We start from the raw sequence: 16,262 nt of genomic DNA, 5'->3' as shown, positions 1-16,262 counted from the left end.
TTCAATGAGCGGGAGTCAGTTCACGGGCGTGCTCGAAGCGGCGCGCGGAAAAGTGGGGCAGTTCGTCGGGCGTCGGCGCGCCCATGATCCACGGCGCGACGCGCAGCGCATGCGCGGCCGCCAGCGTCACGCCGCTATGGCAGGTGACGACGAACGCGCCAGGGTGCGCCTCGGAGTGGTCGTAGATCGGAAAACCGTCCGGGCTATAGACACGCAACGCGGCCCACATGCGCACGAGCCGCACATGCTGCAGCATCGGGAAGGCGCGCACGCCGCGCCGGGCGATGTCGGCCAGCACGTGCGTGGTCGTGAAATCGTTGAAGCCGACTTCTTCCATCGAATCGCCGAACTGCACGCTGCCCTCATCGGTCTGGCGCACGTTGAGCGTCGGATAGTCGAGAAAGCGCGCGACGCGTTCGCTCACCAGCACCTGCCCGCGATTCGGTGCGACCGGTGCGTCGAGTCCGACGAACGGCGCGAGCGCGCGATTGCCGAGTCCCGCGGCGAGCACGACGCGCGCCGCGCGATAAGTGCCGCGCTTTCCGTGCACGACGAAGCCCTGCGCCTGCGGCTCGATGCGCTCCGCGCGTTCGCCCGACACGAGCCGCACGCCCCGCGCCTGCATGGCGGTATGCAGACCGCGCAGCAGCTTGAGCGGATTCACGTGGCCGTCCATCGGCGAATAGCTCGCGCCGATCACCGCAGGGCCGATTTGCGGAATGCGCGCGCGGACTTCGGCGGCGTCGAGCATCTGGTAGGGGTAATCGCCGAGCTCCGCTTGCAGCGTCGAGAGGCGTTTCTCGCGTTCGGCGAGTTCGCCGTCGTTGAAGCAGAAGTGGAAGCCGCCCGGCTGGCGCAACGCCACGTCCACGCCGGTTTCGTTCTGCAGCGCTTGCGCGAGTCCCGGCCAGCGCGTGGCCGAACTGCGCGACCAGCGCGCATACGGCGACAGGCCATAGCCCTTGCCCTGAATCCAGACGAGGCCGAAATTTCCGCGCGACGCGCGCAAGCCGCCGTCGTCCTCGTCGAGCACGGTCACGCGCGCGCCTTCGCGGGCGAGTCCGTAGGCCACGGCCGAACCGACCAGGCCGCCGCCGAGCACCAGCACGTCGGGGCTATCGGTGCTTGTCAATGTCATCGGGTTTCTCCGATCAGAATGCGATCCAGTCCGACCATGCGGTCGAGCAGGATCATCAGAAGGACCGTGCCGACGATCAGCACCGCCGACACTGAAGCGACCAGCGGATCGATCGTCTGCGCGATCTGGTTGTACATGGCGACGGGCAGCGTGGTCGTGCCCGGTGTCGCGACGAAGATGGTCATGGTCAGTTCGTCGAAACTCTGGATGAACGAGAGCACCCAGCCGCCGGCCACGCCGGTGCGGATCATCGGCAGGACCACGCGGCGAAACGCGGTGAAGCGGCTCGCGCCACAGGAAAGCGCGGCGCGTTCGGCATCGCGATCGAGCCCGACGGCCGACGACAGCGCGAGGCGCAACGCATACGGCAGCACGATGATCACGTGCGCGCAGACCAGCGACCAGAACGATCCCGACAGATGCAGCAGCGACAGAAAGCGCAGGAACGCGATGCCGAGCACGACCGCGGGAATCATCATCGGCGAGAGGAAGAAGCTGGTGAGCGCGGCGCGGCCCGGAAAACGATAACGCGCGATCGCCAGCGCGGCGGGCACCGCGAGCAGCACGCCGATGCTCGCCGCCGCGAACGCGAGCCGCACCGACAGCCAGAAGGCCGCGACGATGTCGCCGTTCTCGATGATCGCGCGAAACCAGCGCAGCGACGCGCCATCGAAAGGCATCGAGATGAAGCCCTTGTCGGTGAAGGCCACCAGCATCACCACCGCGAGCGGCGCGAGGATGAAGGTCAGAAAGAACGCGTTGTAGACGAGCCCGAGAATGCCGTTCTGTTTCATGATCGCTGTCTCCCGCTCAATCGAAGATGTGCTGAAAGCGGCGCTCGGCGAGGCGGCTGCAGCCCATCACGATCGCCACGTTGGCGATCAGCAGCAGCACGGCGATGCTGGCGCCGAGCGGCCAGTTCAGCGTGCCGAGAAACTCGTCGTAGGCGGCGGTGGCGACCACCTTGAGGCGCCGGCCGCCGATCAGCGCCGGCGTGGCGAACGCCGATGCCGACAAGGCGAACACGATGATCGAGCCCGACAGCACGCCCGGCATGATTTGCGGCAGCACCACGCGGCGGAATACCGCGAACGGCGAGCCGCCGAGCGAGCGGCCGGCCCATTCCACTTGCGGGTCGAGTTTCTGCATGGTCGCCCAGACCGACATCACCATGAAGGGCACCAGCACATGCGTGAGCGCGATGATCATGCCGGTCATCGTGAAGACGAGGCGGATGGGTTCGTCGGTCACATGCAGTGCCTGGAGCACGTTGTTCAGCACGCCGTTGTTGCCGAGCAGAATCTGCCAGCCGAGCGTGCGCACCACCACGGAGATGAGCAGCGGGCCGAGCACGACCAGCAGACACAGCGATTGCCACGGCCGTTTCATGCGCGCGAGCACGATGGTCTCCGGCACGCCGAGCACGATGGACAGCAGCGTGACGGCGAAAGCGAGCCCGGCGGTGCGCACAAAGATCGTGCCGTAGTACGGATCGCTGACGACTTCCCAGTAGTTCGCGAGCGTATAGGCGGCGGTGACGCCGGCCGTGTCGCTGAACACGCGGAGCGACAGCATCAGCGTGAGCAGCAGCGGCACCAGCAGCAAACCGACGAACAGCAGCAGCGCGGGCCCTGACAGCAGCCACGGGGCGGCGCCGGGACGGGCGTCGTCAAGCGTGGCCATGAGCGCTCTCCTGATTGTCTTGCGTGAGCACGCGCAGGTCGTCGTCGGTCCATGCAAGGCCGACTTCGTGACCTTCTTCCGGCGGCGGCGCGCCGTGATTCGGTTGCGCGATGCGCAACTTGCCGAGTTCGGTGTCCACTTCGAGCAGCCATTGATTGCCGACGAACACGCGCGTCGCGATGCGCCCGCGCAGGCGGGCATCGCCATTGGCCAGATGAACCTTTTCCGGGCGGATATAGACGTTCACCGTGCCGTCCACATGACGGCCTTCGTGCGGCACATGCAGCGTCGTGCCCGCGACGGCGACTTCCGCGCAGCGCGGGTTGCGCCGCAGCACTTCGCCGGAAAACGCGTTGGTGCGCCCGAGAAACGTCGAGGCGAACGGCGTGGCGGGACGCTCGTACGCGTCATACGGCGTGCTCAGTTGCGCAATGACGCCGCGATGCATCACCGCGATGCGGTCGCTCATGGTCATCGCTTCGACCTGATCGTGCGTGACGAGTATCGTCGTGATGCCGAGGCGCTTCTGGATCGCGCGCAGTTCGATGTGCATCTCTTCACGCAGCTTGGCATCGAGGTTCGACATCGGCTCGTCGAGCAGCAGCAATTCCGGCTGCATGGCGATGGCACGCGCAATCGCCACGCGCTGACGCTGGCCGCCCGACAGTTCCTTCGGATAGCGGTGGCCGAGGCCTTTCAGGCGCACGAGGGAAAGCGCTTCGGCGACGCGCTCGTCGCGCTCCTTGCGCCTGACCTTGCGCATCTCCAGCCCGAAGCCGACGTTGCCCGCCACCGTCATGTGCGGAAACAGCGCATAGCTCTGGAACACCACGCCGATGCCGCGCTTCTCGGGACGCTCGTTGGTGATGTCGCGGCCGTCGAGCAGAATCCGGCCCGTGGTCGGCGTGATAAAGCCCGCGACCATTTGCAGCGTGGTGGTCTTGCCGCAGCCGGACGGTCCGAGCAGCGAGAGCAGTTCACCGCGTTCGACGGCAAGATCGAGCTGTTCGATCGCCGTGAAATCGCCGTAGCGTTTCGAGATGCCTTGCAGAGTCAGGAAGGCCATGTGCCTCGCTCCTTCATCAGATCGCGCGTCGCGCGAGGAACGTGCTGGTGCCGCACTTCAGCGTTCGACCGAACGGTTCCAACGCTCAGTCCACTCGGTGCGATGCTGGTTGATGGTGGCCCAGTCCATCGCCGTCAGCTTCGAGATCTGCTCGGGACCGTAGGGCACGCGGGCGGCGATCTCAGGCGTGAGCTTGACGGTCTTGTTGACCGGACCCAGACCGATGCCTTGCGCCTGCAACACCTGCACTTCCGGGCTCAACAGGTATTGCACGAACTGTTGCGACAACTGCGGCTGCGCGTTCTCCGCGATCGCGCAGGCGGCCACCTGCAACGCCACCGCGCCTTCCTTCGGGTAAATGAACTTGAGCGGGAAGCCGGTGTTCTGCAAGGCGACGGCGCGCCCGCTGCCGTACGGCGCGAGGATCACGTCGCCGGACTGCATCTGGCCATCCATCTCGCCGGGCGTCGGGGCCCAGGACAGCACATTCGGCGCGACCTGTCTGGTCATTGCGGCGAAGCCGGGATCGATGTTCTTCTCGCCGCCGCCGGAAAGACGCGCGAGCATCACGAGCGTATGCAGACCATAGGTGTTGGTGATCGGCGGCACGCCGAGTTTGCCCTTGATGCGGCTGTCGGTGAGCGCCTTCCACGAGTCGGGCGGCGGCAGGCCGGCCTTTTTGAAGGCCTCCTCGTTGTAACCGATGCCGGTCGCCACCATGCCGACGCCGATCGCGCTCGGGCCGAGCCTGGCGAGCGGGTAGACGTCTTGCATCACGGGCGCGTCGTCGAGCTTCGCGCACAGGTTGAGCTGCATCGCCTGGTACATCGGACCGTCGTCCATGACGGCGACGTTGATCTGCTGATGGCCCTTCTGCGCCTGCAGCTTGGCGAGCGTATCGCTCGAATTGCCCGCGACGTAGACGATCTTGACGTGATGCGCCTTCTCGAACGGCGGGATGATTTTCTGCCGGTAGAGCTGCTCGTTCGAGCCGCCGACATTGGCGACATAGAGCGTGGTGTCGGCCTGCGCGAGGAGCGGAGCGGCGAGGGCGGAAGCGGCCAGAAGCGCCGCGATGGCGGGGTGGGACGAGGCGGACAGGCGGCGATGCAACGCTCGTTTCATGACGACGATCTCCAGTTCCGGTGTGGGGACGCGGGCTTCGCTGCCGGTCGTTGAAATGCAGTGTCGCGCCGGCTGGTCATGCCGTCCAATACGAATAAAATACCTATCCATGCATGGATGATATGGATCGAAGGGCGTCGTCTAAGGGAGAATACGGATGAATCTCAAGCACATCGAGGCGTTCCGCGCCGTGATGGTATCGGGGTCGATGACTGCCGCGGCCAAGGCGCTCTTCACGTCGCAGCCGAACGTGAGCCGTCTGATCGCGCAACTCGAGCGCGACACGGGGCTGCAACTCTTTCAGCGCAGCGGCGTGCGGCTGATTCCCACGAGCGAGGGCGAGGCGTTCTTTCGCGAAGTCGAGCGCGCGTTTGTCGGCCTGCAGGGTTTGGCGAATGCCGCGGCGCAGATTCGCAATCTCGGCAGCGGCCGTCTGCGCATCGCGGCGATGCCTTCGGCGGGCATGACGCTGGTGCCGCACGCCATCAAGCGTTTCGTCGAGCTATTTCCGGATGTCACTGTGTCGCTGCACGTGAATACGTCGGGCACGGTCAATCATTGGACGGCCTCGCAGTTCTGCGATCTCGGCGTGGCGGTGTACGTCAGCGAGGCATCCGATTGCGAAGTCGAACAGCTGGCGGATGTGGCCGCCGTGTGTGTGATGCCGGCGGCGCATCGGCTGGCGAAGAAGCGCAGCATCAAGCCGGAGGATCTGGAAGGTGAGCCGTTCATTTCGCTGTGTCACGGCGACGGCACGCGCACCTTGATGGACGAAGTGTTCCAGCGCGCGGGCGTGCAGCGCGTCATGTCGATCGAGGCGCAATACGCCGCGATGTGCTGCGAGATGGTGCGCCACGGCATGGGCGTGACGCTCGCGCATCCCATCGTCGCGCGCGACTTCGCCGGGCCGGAAATCGCGATTCGTCCATTCCTGCCGGCCACGCGCTTTCAGACCTATCTGCTGTTTCCTCCGCACAGGCCGCGAGAGCGGCTCGCGTCGGCGTTCGTCAAGGTCTTGCGAGCGCTGCACGAGGAACTGCTCGCCGAGGTCGTTGCGCCGGCGCGAAACACGGCAGGACGCGGGCGGGCGCGGTCGCGGGCCGAGGCGGCAGGGGACAGGCTTTGAAGAAGCCAGGTGTGCCTTGTGTGCCCTGGCGGTATATGCTCCTCGTACTCATTCCGATCCTCTGAACGTTTTCCGCAACCGGGTAATCGCGATACATGACCGAGCAACCGCCGACCATTGAAATTGAAAGCGCGCCGAATCCGAGCTTCGCTGTGATCCTGATGCACGGTCTAGGCGCCGACGCCAACGACTTCGTGCCGCTCGTGCCCGAACTGCGTCTCGGCGATGCGCCTGCCGTGCGCTTCGTGTTTCCCAATGCGCCGGAGATCGCCGTTACCGCGAACAACGGCTACGTGATGCGCGCGTGGTATGACATCCGTTCGTTTCAGAACATCAATGAGCAGATCGACGAAGCGGGTATCGAATCGTCTTGCGCAACCGTGCGGCAATTGATCGAGGCGCAGAACCGGCGCGGCATTCCGACTTCGAACATCTTTCTCGCGGGGTTTTCGCAAGGCGGGGCGATGACCTATTCAGCAGGGCTGACGCACCCCGAGACACTTGCCGGCTTGATCGTGATGTCGGGGTATGTGCCGTCGCCGGGTTTTATCGACAGCCGTTTGAGCGCCGCGAACCGTGGCACGCCTATCTTCGCCGCGCATGGCATGTACGACGACGTGTTACCGATCCAGCTAGGGGAGGCCGCGCGCGACTTTGCGATCACGCGAGGTTGCAAGGTGGACTGGAGCGCGTATCCGATGCCGCATTCGGTATGCGCGGAGGAGATATCGGCGCTGCGCGCCTGGCTTGGCGCGCTGCTCGCAGCGTCTTCCTGAAGGGTCCCGGCTGCGCTCAGGCGTCCGGCGTTTGCGCGGGCGCTTGCGTGCCCGGCAGGTCCGCTTGCGTGGCGCCTTCGAGAAAGCGGCGGGTCGATTCGAACGCCTGCAGCATCGGCTCGGGCCACGGCGTTTGCAGCATCACCGCCTGATGGTTTTCGAACGCCGACGACAGCAGCTTCGCCAGTTCGGGCGAGCGCAGATGACGCAGCAGCACGCTGACCGCAATCGCCGTGGCCTGGCTCGCGCCGGCCGTCTGGAGTTCCGAAGCGGTGAGGGCCGCGACCTGTTTGTTGATGTCCACTGCTACTTCCTTAAATGAAATATGGGAGAGGGATGGCCCGATGGCCGGTGGCGAATTTTGACATGGTTGGCGGCTTGCGCGGCTGCTGATATCGATCCGGTTGAGACGAATGGCGCAATGTCGTCGGGGGGATTGTTAAGCATAGTTACGCACGCGTCATTGACTCACTTGATAGTTGGCTCTAAAGCGCGGTTTACATGGTATTCTCCGCGCCGATTTTCGCCGTATCGTTGATGTAATACTCGCGGATTAATCCGTGCGTAACCAAACAAATCTCGCAATAGAACACAATAAAAAAAGAGGGATGCGATGAGCGTGATATTGACCCTGCTTGGCGCGGTGGTCGGCATACTGACTGCCTTGTCGAACGATTTCTCGATCGGCCTCGGTGCATTGCTGGGCGCCGTGGCTGGCTTTGCGTTTTCGCGTCTGCTGCAAAAGAAGTCTGCGGATACCGCGACCGGATCCGCGGCCACAGCGGCCACCACGGCCACCACTTATGGCTCGAATCCTCCGGGCGAACTCGCGGCGCGCGTCGAGCGGCTCGAGCGGGAGATCGTCGCATTGCGCGGCGAGATTCGTCAGTTGCAAGCGGGAGGCGTCGAGGGCGCCGCTGATGCTAAGGCGCAGACCTCTGACACTGCGGCGTTCAGGCGGTCGCCGTCGGACGCAGCGTCGAGTCCTTATGCGATCCCGCCTGCCGATGAGCGGACAGTACGTCCGCAGCCCGAGGTGCCGGCGAGGCCGCTCGTCGCCGCGCGCTCGTCGGCAAGCGCAGAAGCGATGGGGCCGGCTGCTACGGGGGCGGCGGGCGCGGAAGGCGCAACGGGCGCTCGTGGTGCACCAGGCGTACCCGGTGTACCTGGCATACCCGGCGCCTCTCAAGTCGCCCCGACCGCACAACCTGTTTCCGCGCCAGCGTCGGCGCCGCAGCCTCCCGTTCCACCTTCACCACCCGCGCCTCCACGCGGCCCTAATCTCGCCGAGCGCCTCTTCAAAGCGGGCCGCGACTGGCTGTTGGGCGGCAACACGGTCGTGCGGGTCGGCATCATCGTGCTGTTTTTCGGCATCGCCTTCCTGCTCAAATACGCCGCGGACAACAGCCTGCTGCCGATCGAATTCCGCCTTGCCGGCGTGGCGCTCGCCGCGACCGCCCTGATCGTGCTTGGCTGGCGCATCGGCGAGCGACGCGGCGCATATGGGCTGGTGCTGCAAGGCGGCGGCGTCGGCGCGCTGTATCTGACCGTCTTCGCGGCCACGCGGCTCTACCACCTGCTACCCGCGGGCGCAGCCTTGCCGCTGATGGTCGCGATCTGCGCGCTCAGTGCATTTCTTGCGGTCCGGCAGAATGCGTCCTCATTGGCCTTCATGGGCAGCGCGGGCGGTTTTCTCGCGCCGGTATTGCTGTCCACGGGCGGCGGCAGTCACGTCATGCTGTTCAGCTACTACGCGTTGCTCAACGCCGGCATCTTCGCGATCGCCTGGTTCAAGGCGTGGCGCCCGCTGAATCTGCTCGGCTTCGTATTTACGTTTTCGATCGGCGCCGCGTGGGGCGCGATGGCCTACCGCTCCGAGTTGCTCGCCAGCACGGAGCCGTTCCTGATCCTGTTTTTCCTGATGTACGTCGGCATCGCGCTGCTCTACGCGGTGCGGCGCGAAATCGCCCTCAAGCATTACGTCGACGGCACGCTGGTGTTCGGCACGCCGCTGGTGGCGATCGGCCTGCAAGCCGCGTTGATGAAAAATACCGAGTTCGGCCTGGCGTGGAGCGCGGTGGCGCTCGCCGCGTTCTACCTGGCGATCGCGGGCTGGCTCGCGCGACGCCGCGAGCGCCTCGGCATGATGTTCGAGGCCATGCTCGCGCTGGCGGTGATCTTTGCCACGCTCGCCGTGCCGCTTGCGTTCACCGGACCGACCACGAGCGCGACCTGGGCCATCGAAGGCGCAGCGATCACCTGGCTCGCGGTGCGTCAGCGACGTCTGAGCGCGTTTGGTTTCGGCATGCTGCTGCAACTGGCCGCGGCGGGCGCCTACGCGGCCGGCACGATTGCGCAGGCTCACGACGCAAACGTCTGGCCGGTCCTGAACGGCGCTTACATCGCGTCGGTGCTGATCGCGCTCGCGGGCATTTTCACCGGATGGCGTTTGCACGGCCGCAGCGAAGCAGGCGAATGGCACAAGTGGATGCCGCAGATCGGCCTCGTCGCCAGCGTGTGGGGTTTGTTGTGGTGGACATTGGGCGGCCTGTACGAAATCCATGCGTACACGAGCGCTCACTCTGGCGTTGAACACGCCCGTTTCGATACGGCCGCCGTCGCGCTCTTCGCGGTGCTGACAGCGTGGCTCGCGCACGGCGCGCGCCACACGCTGCGCTGGCCGCTCGCCGAGTTGCCGGCGCTGGCGCTCGTGCCGGTTCTCGCGCTGCTCACCGCGGAACTCTTCACGTTGGGCATGGCGCCGGTGAGCGGCTACGGCTGGCTGGTTGGCGCGCTCGCCGCACTCTCGGCGTATGGATTGTTGTGGCGCCAGCAGCGTGAGGTCAGCGATATCGTGCTCGCGCCGCTGCATACGCTGATGTTCTGGACGGCCGGCGCGCTTGCCGCGCTCGAAGGCTACTGGGGTTTGCGGGCTTACGTGCCCGAAGGCGCATGGAGCTGGAGCGCGTGGGCATATGGCTTCGGTGTGCTGCTGCTGTTGGTGGCGGGTGCCGGGCACCGTCTGCGCTGGCCGGTCGCGCGCTTCATGCAGGCGTATCAGGTGTGGGCCGCAGCGCCGCTCGCTGTTCTGCTGTGGGCGTGGAGTATCGCGAGTGTGACGAGCGACGGCAGCGCCGCGCCTCTCGTCTGGCTGCCGATTCTCAATCCGCTCGACGTCGCGCAGATTCTCGCGTTCGTCGCCTGTGCGGTATGGATGCGCAGACTGCGCGCGTTGGGCGTGCAATGGCATCCGCGCGCCTTCGATTATCTGGTGCTCGCCACGCTGTTTCTCTGGTTCAACGCGCTGTTGTTGCGCACGCTGCATCATCATTTTCACGCGGCGTACGATGTCGGTGCGGTGCTCGCCTCGTTCAGCCTGCAGCAGGTGTTTCTGGTCGGCTGGAGCGCGTTTGCTTTTGCCGGGTTGTGGCTCGCGCGCCGCGACAGTATCGTGCGGCTGTGCGCCATCGCGTCGACGCCGCTCGTGCTCGTGATGTGGATATGGACGTTCTTCGCGAACCTGACGCAGGACGGCGGTACATGGGCGCGTCTGCCGTTGCTCAATCCGCTCGACCTGGTGCAGGCGGTGGTGTTCGCGCTGGCGGCGTTCTGGCTCGTGCGGGTTCAACGGCTCGGCGTGCCGCTCGGCGAATATCGCATGCCTTTGCAGGTGGCAGCCGGTGCGACAGGATTCGTCTGGCTGAACGCGATGCTGCTGCGTACGCTGCATCATTGGACCGGCGTGCCATATGAGTTCGAGACCATGTCACACTCGATGCTCGTTCAGGCGTCAATATCGGTATTCTGGACGGTGTGCGCGCTTGCCATGATGATCTGGGCGACGCGCCGGGCGAGCCGGATGTTCTGGTTCATCGGCGGCGCTCTGCTGGCGGCGACCGTGGTCAAGTTGTTCCTGTTCGACCTGTCTCACGTGACGGGAATCGAGCGGATCGTTTCGTTTATCGGCATCGGTTTGATGTTGCTGCTGATCGGCTACTTCTCACCGTTACCGCCTAAGGCTCTGGTAGTGGAATCCAAGCAATGAAGCGGGTCTTTACATTGACCGGCTGGTGTTTCGCGATCGCGGCGATGTGGGCGTCCGCGCCCGCTACCGCAGCCGACGATTTCGCACAGCATTTCGCGCTGCAACTCGAAGAAGGCGCCGCGTACTACAGCGTGGCGCTTCCAGCCGCCGTCTACGCGGCGAGCCAGCGTCACGATCTCGGCGACGTGCGGGTCTTCAACGGCACGGGCGAACCCGTTCCGTATTCGCTCGATGCGCCGCGCGAGCCGCCGCGTACGCCGCCCACGCTGCGTCCGGTGCGCTGGTTTCCGTTGCCGCCCGCGGCCGCCAGCAGTACCTCCGCACCGCTCGGCGTGACAATCGCCAGCGACGGTTCGCTGCGCGCGACCTCTGCGCCGCCGTCCCGCGCGCAACACGACACGGACCTGATCGACCTCGGGCGCGCGTCGCGTGCGAGCCGCGTAACCGCCTTGCTCGTGCACCTGCGCGACGACAATTACCAGGGGCGCGTCACGGTCGAATCGAGCGACGATTTGCGCCACTGGCAACCGGCCGGCGATGCGCAACTGCTCAAGGTCAGTTACAACGGCAGCACGCTGAGTCAGGACCGGATCGAACTGGACGGCAATCGCGCGCGTTATCTACGTTTGCGCTGGCTCGACGGCGCGCCGTATGTCGAGTCGCTGGACATGGAGATTCAGGCGCTTGCCGCCGACGCGGCGCAGCGCGCGGAGCGGGCATGGCGCGAGGGCATCGTCGCGCACGCGGGACCGAAACCCGGCGAGTATTTTTTTAACACCAGCGGCCCGTATCCCGTCGACCGGTTGCGCCTGAACCTGCCTCAGCCGAACACCGTCGCGCCTGCGGTCGTCTATTCGCGCACGGGGCTCGATACGCCATGGCGCGAAGTGGCGGGCGCGACATTGTTCCGCTTGCACAACGGCGAGGTGGAGCAAAGCAATCCTTCGCTCGAATTGACGCCCGACACGGATCGTCAATGGCGTGTGGTGGTCGACACGCGCAACGGCGGACTCGGCAGCGGGACGCTGACCGTCGCCGCGGGCTGGCGTCCGGCGATGCTGACTTTCGTCGCGCGGGGGACGGCGCCGTTCACCCTGGCGGTGGGTAGCGCGACGACGGTGTCGTCGGCGGTGAGTCGCGACGATCTGTTGATGGGCGCCTCGGCGGTCCCCGCGACGGCGCGCCTGGGCGAGGCGCTGTCAGCCGAGCAGGCAGCGAGAGCGCAGTCCGCGAGGGATCCGGATGTGATGCGCCGCTATTTGCTATGGGCTGCATTGCTGCTGGCCGTGGGCTCGCTTGCAGCGATCGCGTGGCGGCTCGCGCGGGGTGCCCGTATGTCGGCGGGCGGCGGGCCGGGGGGTGTGTCGGGCGGGTCTGCTGGATCTGGCGTAGCGGGTATGTCTGCGGCGACTGGCGCGGTGGGTACAGCTACAACACGATCTGGCGTGGCGGATACGTCGGCGGGCGCGTCGGCAGGGACTGGCGTGGCGGGTACATCGCCGGAATCCGACCGAACGGGCCCGGCAGCTAATGCTCCCACCACCGGCGAAACCAACGGAAAGGGCGAAGGCAAGCGCTGAACTCAGCGCCGCCTACGGCGCGCAGGTCATTCCTCGGACGCCGTCATCGTGCCGATGATCTTGTCGAGCGCGTGACCGAAGGCGAGCTTTTCCTGCTCGTCCAGACACTCGAACATGTCGCCGTTCCATTTGCGCGCGATCGGCATGACCTTGCGATACAGCGCGCGGCCTTCGGGTGTCAGGGACACCAGCACGACGCGGCCGTCTTCGGCGCTCGCCTCGCGTTTCACGAGTCCCTGCTTGATCAACGCTTCGGCGGCGCGGCTTGCCTGGCTTTTGTCGAGATTGGCATGCCTTGCCAGTTCCATGATCGAGAACGGCCCGAACGATCCCACCGACGCAATCACGCGCGCTTCAGGCAAGGTCACCCCGAGCTTGCTCTGATAGCGTTCGCTGATGCCGCGTTCGGCGAGTTTGTTGAGGACATGCAGACGGTACGTCAGGAACTGTTCGAGGCCGGCTTTGGCGTCCTTCATGGTCTTCCCGTAGTGTGTGAGCGGTCGCGGCGCTGTGATTGTTGCCGCAACCGTCCTGCCGGTCAACGCGTGCCGTATTTCAGGCGCGTCAACTGTTCGGCTTCGTCCGCCAACAGACGCGCCGCGTCGCGAATCGCGACTTCGAGCGTGATCGGGCCGGGCGCCGGCGAGAAGCAGCCGCTGAAATATTCGGCGAGGCGCGGCAGGGCGGCTGAGTCGACTCCGCCGGAGAGGAGCGTGGCCGGTACGCCCGCTGCCTGTGCGTGACGGCAGGCAATGAAGGGCGCCTTGCCATGCAGCGTTTGCACATCCGAACGGCCTTCGCCGGTGATCAGCCAATCGGCGCCTTCGAGCGCGGCGTCCAGACCGATTTGCCGCGCGACGGTTTCCGCGCCGGGTTCGAACTGCGCGCCGAGCATATGCAACGCGAAGCCGAGGCCGCCCGCGGCGCCCGCGCCGGGCAGCTGGCGCGCCGTGCGGCCGAGCGCCGGTTCGAGCAGATCGGCGAAGCGGGCGAGCGCTGCGTCGATCGTGGCAACCTGTTCCGGTTTCACACCTTTTTGCGGACCGAATACCGCGGTTGCGCCGTGTTCGCCGGTAAGCGGATTGTCCACGTCCGACATGCCGACGAACTGCGCGCTCGATAAACGCGCGTCGAGCTGCGACACGTCTACTCGCGCGAGACGCGCGAGTTGTTCCGGCGTGGCGTCGAGTTCATTGTCTTGTGCGTCGAACAGCTTGAGACCGAGCCCGGCCAACAGGCCCGCGCCGCCGTCGTTGGTGCTGCTGCCGCCGAGCGCGACGAAAAAGCGCCGCACGCCGGCGTCCATCAGCGCGCGAATCGCCTCGCCCATGCCGTGTGTGCTGCGCGCCTCGACGGGCACGCCCATTCCCACCGGATCCGTGATGCCGACGACCTCCGCCGTTTCGATGATCGCGCTGCCGTCGGCGAGCAGGCCCGTGAGCGCCTCGCGTACCGGACCGGCCGCGCCGCGCACGCTCAGCGTGCGACGTTCGCCGCCGCGCGTGAGCATGGCGTCGAGTGTGCCTTCGCCGCCGTCGGCCATCGGGCAGATGCGCACCTCCGCGGCGGGACGGGCGCGCTTGATGCCCGCTGCGATCGCTTGCGCGACCTGTTCCGCGCTAAGCGAGCCTTTGAAGGAGTCGGGAGCAATGACGACGACGGGCGAGGACGGCGAATTCGGCATGGTGTCTCTGAGTAGTTGAAATCGTTGCGAGGGCGGGTGAAACGGCGAGATGCGGGCGCAACCCCAAGCGCGTCCACTAGCTTATCAGCATGGGCGCGCCGACTGAATATGTCGAATGGCATAGCCGGCATGGACGGTGGCAGGGCGCGTATGCGCAGCCGGCGCGGCTGCTTTTGCCGGCGGCTGAGGATTCAAACGAATTCGCAGGGGAAAATTCGTGCAGACAGGCTGAAGCGCCGTCGCGGGGGGAAATTCGTGTACAGGTGCGGCTCAGCAGCGGCGCAGCACCCCGGCCGCACTGGAACAGTGCGCAAACGGGCATGAAACAGCGCGGAAAGCGGCCGGAATCCGACCAAAACCTCGACAAAAACGCGCGCATTCATCGAATCCCGGCTAGGCGCGCAAATAGTTTGCTAAAATATTCGGCTCTTTGGACTCAACCGTGCTGCCGGCGGCCTGCAAGCCCGCGGCGCAGGCGCGCAATCGATGCGAAGCGACCCAAACGCGACCAAAAACGCGAGGTTGCACGACATCGATAAGCGGCACGGAGAAGATAACTGATTCGCTCGAATAATTTTAGGACGATTGAAGCCATGGCTAACGTTGTTGAAAACCTCGGCAAGCTCGAACGCCGCGTCACGATTTCCCTGCCGAAGGACGCCGTGCAGAAGGAAGTGGACTCGCGTATCCGTCAACTCGCGAAGAACGTGCGCATGCCGGGTTTCCGCCCGGGCAAGGTGCCGCTCAAGATGGTGACGCAACAGTATTCGGGCCAGGTGGAAGCCGAAGTGCTGAGCGACAAGGTCGGCAAGGAATTTTTCGACATCAGCCGCACCGAAAACCTGCGCGTCGCCGGTCAGCCGAGCTTCGCGCCGAAGAGCGACGCCACTGAAGGCGACTACGCGTTCGACGCGACGTTCGAGGTGTATCCGGAAGTGAAGCTGGGCGACGTCGCCACGGCTGAAATCGAGCGCACCACGACCACCATCAGCGAAGCGGAAATCGACCGCACGCTGGACATCCTGCGCAAGCAGCGCGTGCACTTCCACGCTCGCGGCGAAGCCGGCGAGCACGGTGACGGCGGCGGCGACACGGCAGCGAAAGAAGGCGATCGCGTGACGGTCGACTTCGTCGGCAAGATCGAGGGCGAAGTGTTCCAGGGCGGCAGCGCCGACGACTTCGCATTCGTGCTGGGCGAAGGCCGCATGCTGCCGGAATTCGAAAAGGCCGCCACGGGCCTGAAGGTCGGCGAATCGAAGGAATTCGATCTGGCGTTCCCCGAGGACTATCACGGCAAGGATGTCGCCGGCAAGACCGCGCAATTCACGATCACGATGAAGAAGATCGAGTGGCCGCATCTGCCGGAAATCGACGCTGAATTCGCCAAGTCGCTCGGCATCGAAGACGGCGATCTGACCAAGATGCGCGCTGAGATCAAAGACAATCTCGAACGCGAAGCAAAGCGCCGCACGCAAGCCATCGTCAAGAACCAGGTGATGGACGCGTTGCTGAAGATTTCCGAACTGGACGTGCCGAACGCGCTGATCGAACAGGATCAGGAGCGCCTCGTCGCGATGGCGCGTCAGGATCTCGAGCAACGCGGCGTGCCGAACGCCAAAGATGCGCCGATCCCGGCTGCGATGTTCAAGGAACAGGCTGAGCGCCGCGTGAAGCTGGGCCTCGTGCTGGCCGAACTGGTCAAGGCCAACGAACTGCAAGCCAAGCCGGAGCAGATTCGTGCCGAAGTGGACGAGTTCGCGAAAAGCTACGAAGACCCGAAGGAAGTCGTCCGCTGGTATTATTCCAACCAGCAACGCCTTGCCGAAATGGAAGCGTACGTCGTTGAAGCCAACGTCGTCGATTTCGTCCTCAGCAAGGCCAAGGTGACGGACAAGGAAGTGAGCTTCGAAGAACTGGCAAGCGCAACGGCGCAAGCGTAAGCGTCGCTGCAACGGCGTGCCGGCTGTCGGAGCGACAGCCCGCACGCCGTTTTTTTTGTGCTGTGAATGTGCGTTGCGTTTTGTACCGGTGTCACGCAT

The 16,262-nt window shown here is 65.2% G+C and carries 13 protein-coding genes; 5 read left to right on the top strand and 8 right to left on the bottom strand.

The window, feature by feature from the left end; genetic code table 11:
• Position 1: 1 nt before the first annotated feature.
• From B0G75_RS16730 to B0G75_RS16710, 5 genes are read right to left on the bottom strand one after another with little or no spacing between them, the layout of a single operon-like run.
• Entirely contained in the window at positions 2-1,138 is a 1,137-nt protein-coding gene (locus B0G75_RS16730; protein ID WP_106307499.1) for an FAD-binding oxidoreductase, read from the bottom strand.
• Complete coding sequence (locus B0G75_RS16725; RefSeq protein ID WP_106307496.1) at positions 1,135-1,932, bottom strand: ABC transporter permease; 798 nt, start codon at positions 1,930-1,932, stop codon at positions 1,135-1,137. Before B0G75_RS16725 ends, B0G75_RS16730 begins: the two co-directional genes overlap by 4 nt.
• 16 nt (positions 1,933-1,948) lie before the next feature.
• Positions 1,949-2,821, bottom strand: coding sequence for an ABC transporter permease (locus B0G75_RS16720; RefSeq protein ID WP_106307493.1), 873 nt, complete (start codon positions 2,819-2,821; stop codon positions 1,949-1,951).
• The gene (locus tag B0G75_RS16715) at positions 2,808-3,887 is read right to left on the bottom strand and encodes an ABC transporter ATP-binding protein (protein ID WP_106307490.1); all 1,080 of its coding nucleotides are present in this window, start codon (positions 3,885-3,887) and stop codon (positions 2,808-2,810) included. Before B0G75_RS16715 ends, B0G75_RS16720 begins: the two co-directional genes overlap by 14 nt.
• 57 nt (positions 3,888-3,944) lie before the next feature.
• On the bottom strand, positions 3,945-5,012 hold the full coding sequence (locus B0G75_RS16710) for an ABC transporter substrate-binding protein (RefSeq protein ID WP_106307487.1): 1,068 nt from the start codon (positions 5,010-5,012) through the stop codon (positions 3,945-3,947).
• 157 nt (positions 5,013-5,169) lie between these two features.
• Between B0G75_RS16710 and B0G75_RS16705 the strand changes: the two genes are divergently transcribed.
• Together B0G75_RS16705 and B0G75_RS16700 are read left to right on the top strand one after the other, a co-directional pair.
• Positions 5,170-6,138, top strand: a complete 969-nt coding sequence (locus B0G75_RS16705; protein WP_106307484.1) for a LysR substrate-binding domain-containing protein — start codon at positions 5,170-5,172, stop codon at positions 6,136-6,138.
• Positions 6,139-6,233: 95 nt separating this feature from the next.
• On the top strand, positions 6,234-6,914 hold the full coding sequence (locus B0G75_RS16700; protein WP_106307481.1) for an alpha/beta hydrolase: 681 nt from the start codon (positions 6,234-6,236) through the stop codon (positions 6,912-6,914).
• A gap of 16 nt (positions 6,915-6,930) precedes the next feature.
• Here B0G75_RS16700 and B0G75_RS16695 read toward each other — a convergent pair whose 3' ends face one another.
• Entirely contained in the window at positions 6,931-7,218 is a 288-nt protein-coding gene (locus tag B0G75_RS16695; RefSeq protein WP_012432910.1) for a hypothetical protein, read from the bottom strand.
• Between the two features lie 309 nt (positions 7,219-7,527).
• On the opposite strand from B0G75_RS16695, the gene B0G75_RS16690 reads away from it, so the two are divergent.
• Positions 7,528-10,959 carry a DUF2339 domain-containing protein gene (locus B0G75_RS16690; protein WP_106307478.1) on the top strand — a complete coding sequence of 1,144 codons (3,432 nt, stop codon included), beginning with the start codon at positions 7,528-7,530 and terminating at the stop codon, positions 10,957-10,959.
• Complete coding sequence (locus tag B0G75_RS16685; RefSeq protein WP_106307475.1) at positions 10,956-12,539, top strand: DUF3999 domain-containing protein; 1,584 nt, start codon at positions 10,956-10,958, stop codon at positions 12,537-12,539. Before B0G75_RS16690 ends, B0G75_RS16685 begins: the two co-directional genes overlap by 4 nt.
• A 26-nt stretch (positions 12,540-12,565) precedes the next feature.
• On the opposite strand, the gene B0G75_RS16680 is transcribed toward B0G75_RS16685, so the two are convergent.
• Together B0G75_RS16680 and B0G75_RS16675 are read right to left on the bottom strand one after the other, a co-directional pair.
• Complete coding sequence (locus B0G75_RS16680) at positions 12,566-13,015, bottom strand: MarR family winged helix-turn-helix transcriptional regulator (protein WP_106307472.1); 450 nt, start codon at positions 13,013-13,015, stop codon at positions 12,566-12,568.
• A 62-nt stretch (positions 13,016-13,077) separates the two neighbouring features.
• Positions 13,078-14,223: a glycerate kinase gene (locus tag B0G75_RS16675; protein WP_106307469.1), complete on the bottom strand. Its 1,146-nt coding sequence runs from the start codon at positions 14,221-14,223 to the stop codon at positions 13,078-13,080.
• Positions 14,224-14,816: 593 nt separating this feature from the next.
• On the opposite strand from B0G75_RS16675, the gene tig reads away from it, so the two are divergent.
• A complete protein-coding gene (tig, locus tag B0G75_RS16670) occupies positions 14,817-16,163 on the top strand; it encodes a trigger factor (RefSeq protein ID WP_106307466.1) in 1,347 nt (448 codons plus the stop codon).
• Positions 16,164-16,262: the final 99 nt, after the last annotated feature.

It is taken from the genome of Paraburkholderia sp. BL18I3N2, assembly GCF_003001875.1.
Classification (GTDB): Bacteria; Pseudomonadota; Gammaproteobacteria; order Burkholderiales; family Burkholderiaceae; genus Paraburkholderia; species Paraburkholderia phytofirmans.
Note: the sequence above shows the minus strand (reverse complement) of the source record. Positions and strands in the feature narration are given on the sequence as shown.